The sequence below is a fragment of the Streptomyces sp. NRRL F-5727 genome (assembly GCF_000719555.1).
GTDB lineage: Bacteria > Actinomycetota > Actinomycetes > Streptomycetales > Streptomycetaceae > Streptomyces.
Map to the genome: position 1 here is coordinate 25,038 of NZ_JOGX01000071.1, position 6,578 is coordinate 31,615.

The following is a 6,578-nucleotide window of genomic DNA, read 5'->3' on the forward strand; positions in this document are numbered from 1 at the left end:
AGGGGTTGGTCGGGGGCGCGGGGCGGGGCTCCGACGGATCAAGCGGATCCCGGGGGCCCGTCGGATCGTCCGGTTTCGGCGGGGTCGGCCGGGTCGGGGGCCCGGTCCGGGCGGCGCTTCTCATGATCACACCAGCTCACGAGGTCAGCTTCTCCAGCCGTCCACGGGCCGCCCTCAGGGAGCGCCCGCGGGGCAGCTCTCGCTTCCAGGGGTCGTCGTCCTCCAGGCGCTCCCCGAGCGTGGCCAGCGTCCAGCGCCGCGGGGTGAGGTCGGGGGCGTCGAGTTCGGTCCAGCTCAGCGGGGTGGCCACCGGGGCGCCGGGGCGGGCGCGGACGGCGTAGGGGGTGACGGCGGTCTGGCCGTAGCCGTTGCGCTGGACGTCGAGGTAGAGCCGTCCCTTGCGGGCCTGTTTCCGCGCCGCGGTGGTGAGCTGGTCCGGGTACCGGGCGGCGAGCAGTCCGGCCACGTCGGCGGCGAACGCCCGTACCTCGTCGAAGGCCGTACGGCGATCGAGCGGGACCACCACGTGCAGTCCGCGCGAGCCGGTGGTCATCAGGGCCGCCGGCAGGCCGAGTTCGTCGAGCAGGTCGTGCAGCAGGGCGGCGGTCCACCTGACCGGTTCGAAGTCGTCGCCGGGAGGGTCGAGATCGAAGACCAGGCGGTCGGGGTGGTCGGGCCGGTCGGCCTTGGACAGCCAGCGGTGGGGGGTGATGCACGCCTGGTCGACCAGGTAGAGCAGCGAGGCCAGGTCGTCGCAGACCGCGTACGTGACGGTGCCGCCCTCCTTGGGCAGCTCCGCGCGGTGGATCCAGCCCGGGAAGTAGTCGGGGGTGTCCTTCTGCATGAAACGACCGTCGCCGATGCCGTCGGGGTAGCGCTCCAGCATCAACGGGCGTCCGCGCAGGTGCGGCAGGATGCGCGGCCCGGCCCGGCGGTAATGGTCCGCGAGGTCGGCCTTGGTGATGCCGTCGTCGGGGAAGAGCTCCTTCCCCGCTCGCTTGATCTCGACGGTCCGGCCGCTCACACGGATGTCGGTGGTGGTCATGGCGCGCCTCGCTCACGGACGATGTCGGTGGTGGTCATGGCGCGCCTCGCTCACGCACGACGTCGGTGAGCCGCTTGCCGCCGCGCAGGCCCTTGTAGCGGGGGGGCGGAGCCGCCCTGCGCCGGTCCACTCGGTGAAGTCGATCTGGACGACCGGTTCGGGGCTGACCCAGTGCACGGCCCGCTCCCGGACGTCGTCGGCGAACGGCGAGCGGTCCTGCTCCAGCCGGTCCAGCCGTCCCCGCAGCCGGCGCAGGGTGGCCGTGTCGTAGCCGGTACTGACCTTGCCCGCGTACCGGAGCCGCTCGCCCTGGTAGTGGCCGACGAGCAGTGCGCCGAATCCGGCCCGCCTGCCGGCCGGTTCGGTGAAGTCGCCGACCACCAGCTCCTGGCCGGCGGCGCACGTGAGCTTGAGCCAGGCGGTGCAGCGCCCGTGCAGGGAGGGGCCGTCCGCCCGTTCGGCGATCAGTCCCTCCCAGCCGCGTCCGCAGGCGTCGGCCGGCAGGTCCCGGCCGTCACGGCCGACGCGGTGGGGCGTGAAGCGCAGCGGGAGCCGGAAGGCGAACGCGTAGTGGAGCGGGGACGTGCGGGTGCGCACCGGCAGGGCCGTGACGCTCCGGCCGTCCAGCCGCAGCAGGTCGAAGAGGTCGCCGAAGGTCCGGGGGTCGCTGAGCACGGCGAGCATCGGCTGCGGCTCACGGAACTCTAGGGCCCCGTTCTCCGCGCCGCGCAGCCGGTCGCGGTCGGCCTCGGACAGCCGGTCCAGCACGCTCATTGCGGCCTCAGCCTCCCTCTGTCTCTTCCTCCCGGCCCGGCTCCGCCTCCTTGCCCGACTCCGCCTCCTCGGCGACCTTCTTTAGCGTCCGCCCACTACGCGCCGAGCGCGCCCGCCGGGGGTCAGGCGTGGTGCCGTGTGCGGTACGGCCGTGCCTGACCAGCAGCCACGCCTCCCGCTCCCCGTCCGCCCCCTTGCGGAACCGGGTGAGCGCCCAGTCGCCGTGCAGCTTGCGCCCCGCCAGCCGGAAGGAGGCGTGGCCGGCGTCCAGCGCCTCGGCGAAGGGGACCTCGTGGCCCCGCTGGTCGGTGCTGCGGTTCTCGTACCGGCCCTCGTCCCAGATGATCACCGTGCCGGCGCCGTACTCGCCCGGGGCGATCGTCCCCTCGAAGTCGCGGTACTCGAGCGGGTGGTCCTCGGTGGGCATCGCCAGCCGCTTGTCGTGCGGATCGCCGGAGGGGCCCTTCGGCACCGACCAGGACTTGAGCACCCCGTCCACCTCAAGGCGGAAGTCGAAGTGCATCGACGTGGCGTCGTGGATCTGCACCACGAACACGGGCTCGCGCCCGTCCCCTCCGCCGCTCTTCCCCTCGGGCTCGCGCGTCCTGCGGAAGTCCCGTTTCCGTCGGTACTCGGTCAGCGTCCCGTCCGATGCGGCCATGGCCGTCCTTCCTCTCCGGCCCCGCGACTACCCCGCGGATCAGGTGACGACACCACGCCCGGAATGACGGCGGCGATGCGGGGCAGCCGCCCCGGCACAGGACACCTGCTCAGACGTACGAAGGCGAGGTGTGCGGGCGATGACCGCCGCCGACACGATGACCTCACGACTGCTGTCGGAGTACGGCCGGACCTACGCGCAGCAGGCGGGCATCACCCTGCGCGACAAGCCCTCCCCGCTGTACCGGCTCCTCGTGCTCACGGTGCTCTGCTCGATCCGGATCAGCGCCGACACGGCCGTCGCGGCCGCGCGGGAGCTGTCCCGGGCCGGGTTCCGGACGCCGCGGGCGATGGCCCGCTCGGGCTGGCAGGAGCGGGTGGACGCCCTCGGCCGGGCCCACTACGTGCGGTACGACGAGAGCACCGCCACCGCCCTCGGCGACGGGGCGCACCTCGTGCTCGAACGCTGGCACGGCGACCTCCGCAGGATGCGGGACGAGGCCGACGGCGACGCGGACGCCCTGCGTGAACTGGTCCAGGAGGTGCCGCGGATCGGTCCGGTCGGCGCGGACATCTTCTGCCGGGAGGTGCAGGCGGTCTGGCCGTGGCTGCGCCCGTACTTCGACGACCGCGCGTGCGAGGTGGCGAAGGACCTGGGCCTGCCGCACACGCCGAGCGGCCTGGGCCACCGCGTCCCTCCGGAGGACCACGCGAGGTTCGCCGCCGCGCTCGTCCGCGTCGGCCTCTCGAAGGACGCGGCGCAGGAGCTGCGGGCCGCGTGACCCCACCGACGGACCGGCGGGGCCACAGACCGACGGACCGACCGACCGGCGGACCAGCAGACCGAGGGACCCGCGGACCGGCGGACCGACGCACCGCCGGACCGGCCCCGCCGACGTCGACCGCGCGCAGGTACGCCCCGTGGGTCACCACCGGGCGACGATCGGCGCCTCCGGTTCGTGCCGCCGCCAGGCTTCGGTGAGCCGGGCGAGGCGGGCCGGCGCGGCGATGCCCCGTACCGTCGAGATCCTGCCGCGGGCCAGGTCGAACGTCACCGAGCCGACGACCCGGTCGTCGACGACGAACAGGGCGGCGGGGCCGCCGTTGACGACCGCGTAGTGGATCGCGGGCGTGCCGCCGGCCAGCCGCCGCTTCGCGGGTGTCGGGGTGAAGCCGGCGCGCGCGACGGTGGCGATCCGTTCCGCGGTGTCGAACCGGAGCAGCTTCGCGGCCAGACCGGCGCCGTCGGAGATCGCGGTCGCGTCGTCGGTGAGCAGCGCCACCAGCCGATCGGTGCGCCCCGAGGAGGCGGCGGCGAGGAACTCCTCGACGACTTCGCGGGCCGACGCCGGGTCGATCTCGTCGGCGCCGCGCCGGCGTTCGGCGGTGACCCGCCGCCGGGCGCGGTGGAGGTGCTGCTGGCTGGCCGACTCGGTGATGTCGAGGATGCCGGCGATCTCGGCATGGCTGTACGAGAACGCCTCGCGCAGGACGTAGACGGCGCGTTCGAGCGGCGAGAGGCGTTCCATGAGGGTCAGCACCGCCAGGGAGACCGACTCGCGCTGGACGAAGGTGTCGGCCGGGCCCAGCATGGGATCGCCGTCGAGGAGCGGTTCGGGCAGCCAGGCGCCGGCGGCGCGTTCGCGGCGGACCTGGGCCGAACGGAGCCGGTCCAGGCACAGGTTGGTGACGACCTTCGTCAGCCATGCCTCCGGCACCTTGATCAACTGCCGGTCGGCGGCCTGCCAGTGCAGGAAGGCGTCCTGGACGGCGTCCTCGGCGTCGGTGGCGGAGCCGAGGAGACGGTACGCCAGCGAGGCCAGCCGGTTCCGGCTGGCCTCGAACCGGCTGGTGTCGAAGCCGTCGGCGGGGATGTGGTCCACGCGGATCACCTTAGGCTTCCCGACCGGCCCTCACGCAACGGCCTTCTCCGCAGATCCGGCCGCCGCGACAGATCCCACCGACGTCCCCGGTCCCGCCGAGGCCGTCGATCCCGCCGACGCCACCGGTCCCCCCGAGGCCGTCGATCCCACCGACGTCACCGGCCCCGCCGACGTCACCGGCCCCGCCGAGGCCGCCGATCCCGCCGGTCCCGCCGCCGCGGCCGCCACCCGGTGGCTGCGGCGCGGCAGCCCGAACGTCGGGTTCGAAGTCGCCCACAGCGACATCCAGAGGATGCCGGCCTTGATCCGCGCGGCCCTCCGCCCGCCCACGTACGTCTTCTTGGCCAGCCCCTCGCCGTCGACCATCTGCAGGATCCCGTCCCGCCGCCCGAGGCTGATGTGGTTGGCCACGTAGGCCAGCTTGGCGTGGGCGATCTTGCCCCCGCTCAGGCGTCCCACGATCGCGTTCACGGCCTGCATGCCGGTCGCGCCGGCGGTCGCGCAGGACATCGGCAGCGGCAGGCCGTTGTCGCCGAGGGCGTACGCGCTGTCACCGACGGCGTAGACGTCCGGGTGCGAGACCGACCTCATGGTGCGGTCGACGACGATCCGGCCGTGCTCGGTGACGTCGAGCCCGGCGGCGGCCGCGAGCGGCCCGACCGCGAACCCGGCCGTCCACACCGTCGCGTCGGCCGCGAGCACGGTGCCGTCCGCGCACCGCACCCGTGCCGCCTCGACGGCCTCGACCTCGGTGTGCTCCCTGACGGTGACACGCAGCCGGTCGCACGCCGCGCGCAGGTGGTCGCGCCCGCCGGCGGAGAGCCGGGCGCCCAGCTCGCCGCGGGCGATCAGCGTCACGGACAGGCCGGGGCGGGACTCGGCGATCTCGGTGGCGGTCTCGATCCCGGTCAGCCCGTCGCCGACGACGACCACGTGCGCCTCCCCGCCCCGCGCGTCGAGGGCCGCCAACCGCTCACGCAGCCGCAGCGCGGACGGACGTGCGCTGACGTCGAAGGCGTACTCGGCGACGCCCGGCACCCCGTCGACGGCGAAGTGGCTGCCGAGCGCGTACACCAGGGTGTCGTAGCCGAGTTCGCCGCCTCCCTCGGCGTCGGCCACGGCGACGGTCCGGTGCTCGGGGTCGACGCCGGTGACGCGGCCGAGGCGCAGCCGTACCGCCGTGCCCGCGAAGACGTCGGCGAGCGGCGGGGCGTCGATCTCCTGTCCGGCCGCCAGCTGGTGCAGCCGCAGCCGCTGGACGAAGTCCGGCTCGGCGTTGACGACGGTGATCTCGGCGTCCCGCGGGGACAGTCGACGGGCCAGGGCGCCGGCGACGTGAGAACCGGCGTAGCCGGCGCCGAGGACGACGATGCGGTGCTTCATGAGAGTCACTCCTGTCGGTGTCGTTCGTTCCCGACGGTTGAGCGGGACAGCACCCCGATCCCTGACAGAACTTCGATGTGATACAGGTCACATCCCGCGAGCGCCGATCATCGGCCCCCGCCGACCGGAACTGCAAGAATGATCATTCCCCTGCGAGGTTCGAGCCGCCGACGGGAACCAGGATGAGCGCACAGCCCCCACGCCCCGCCCCGCCGAGCGCGACGTTCCTCGTCTCCCGCGCCCTGATCCGCGAGCACCAGCTCACCCGCGCCGAACGAGCCGCGCGCGACGGCGTCGCACCGCCCAGGATCCCCGGAGAGGCACCCGGCGAACGGATCGCCCCGTTCGGCCCCGTGCTGGAGGAAGCGGGCTGGAAGGTCGAGACGACCGTCCACCCGCTCCGCGCCCGCCTGGAAGCCTTCCACTCCTCCGGAGCGGTCATCATGATCACGTCGGACGTCCGGAACTCCAAACGCGGAGGGGTCCGCGCCTACTTCCTCCGCCGGCCGGGAGTCGGCTGGTGGAGACGGCTGCGCACCGCCGACCTCCCGTACTTCGCCGCCCACGCCGACCTGCCCCCGGGCGCCCCGGAACAACCCCTGGTCGGCACCAGCAAATGCCGCTGCGGCAAGGTCCAGCACCCGACGGCCGCACGCGCCGCGGCGGCCCTGGAGGACGTCGCCACCGCCCGAGCCGCCCAGCCGGACTCCCGACCTCCCGAATCCCGCTCCTACCGCTGCGAAGCCGACGACCGCGTCTGGCACCTCACCAGCAAACCCACCGGCTACACCCACCCGACCCCCCTCGCCGAGGCCTTCCCCCACCCCCGCCCC

7 protein-coding genes are annotated in these 6,578 nt (G+C 74.0%); 2 read left to right on the plus strand and 5 right to left on the minus strand.

The window, feature by feature from the left end; genetic code table 11:
• Positions 1 to 136 precede the first annotated feature (136 nt).
• Genes ligD through IF73_RS0132110 form a run of 3 tightly spaced genes read right to left on the minus strand, consistent with a single transcriptional unit; the run spans position 137 to position 2,480 of the window.
• On the minus strand, positions 137 to 1,045 hold the full coding sequence (gene ligD, locus IF73_RS0132100) for a non-homologous end-joining DNA ligase (RefSeq protein ID WP_031014026.1): 909 nt from the start codon (positions 1,043 to 1,045) through the stop codon (positions 137 to 139).
• Positions 1,046 to 1,057: 12 nt separating this feature from the next.
• Positions 1,058 to 1,819, minus strand: a complete 762-nt coding sequence (locus IF73_RS38195; protein ID WP_051717525.1) for a hypothetical protein — start codon at positions 1,817 to 1,819, stop codon at positions 1,058 to 1,060.
• A 7-nt stretch (positions 1,820 to 1,826) separates the two neighbouring features.
• Positions 1,827 to 2,480 carry a DNA polymerase ligase N-terminal domain-containing protein gene (locus tag IF73_RS0132110; protein ID WP_031014027.1) on the minus strand — a complete coding sequence of 218 codons (654 nt, stop codon included), beginning with the start codon at positions 2,478 to 2,480 and terminating at the stop codon, positions 1,827 to 1,829.
• 139 nt (positions 2,481 to 2,619) lie between these two features.
• On the opposite strand from IF73_RS0132110, the gene IF73_RS0132115 reads away from it, so the two are divergent.
• Positions 2,620 to 3,261 carry a hypothetical protein gene (locus IF73_RS0132115; protein WP_031014028.1) on the plus strand — a complete coding sequence of 214 codons (642 nt, stop codon included), beginning with the start codon at positions 2,620 to 2,622 and terminating at the stop codon, positions 3,259 to 3,261.
• 144 nt (positions 3,262 to 3,405) lie between these two features.
• On the opposite strand, the gene IF73_RS0132120 is transcribed toward IF73_RS0132115, so the two are convergent.
• Entirely contained in the window at positions 3,406 to 4,371 is a 966-nt protein-coding gene (locus IF73_RS0132120) for a sigma-70 family RNA polymerase sigma factor (RefSeq protein ID WP_107049369.1), read from the minus strand.
• Positions 4,372 to 4,392: 21 nt separating this feature from the next.
• Positions 4,393 to 5,745, minus strand: coding sequence for an NAD(P)/FAD-dependent oxidoreductase (locus tag IF73_RS0132125; RefSeq protein ID WP_078868370.1), 1,353 nt, complete (start codon positions 5,743 to 5,745; stop codon positions 4,393 to 4,395).
• Positions 5,746 to 5,927: 182 nt separating this feature from the next.
• On the opposite strand from IF73_RS0132125, the gene IF73_RS0132130 reads away from it, so the two are divergent.
• On the plus strand, positions 5,928 to 6,578 hold a 651-nt coding region (locus IF73_RS0132130; RefSeq protein ID WP_031014031.1), incomplete at its 3' end, for a hypothetical protein.

Bases quoted from the DNA above. Each gene is read 5' to 3' on its own strand.
- ligD (WP_031014026.1), bottom strand. From the start codon at position 1,045: ATGACCACCACCGACATCCGTGTGAGCGGCCGGACCGTCGAGATCAAG.
- IF73_RS0132125 (WP_078868370.1), bottom strand. From the start codon at position 5,745: ATGAAGCACCGCATCGTCGTCCTCGGCGCCGGCTACGCCGGTTCTCAC.
- IF73_RS38195 (WP_051717525.1), bottom strand. From the start codon at position 1,819: ATGAGCGTGCTGGACCGGCTGTCCGAGGCCGACCGCGACCGGCTGCGC.
- IF73_RS0132115 (WP_031014028.1), top strand. From the start codon at position 2,620: ATGACCGCCGCCGACACGATGACCTCACGACTGCTGTCGGAGTACGGC.
- IF73_RS0132110 (WP_031014027.1), bottom strand. From the start codon at position 2,480: ATGGCCGCATCGGACGGGACGCTGACCGAGTACCGACGGAAACGGGAC.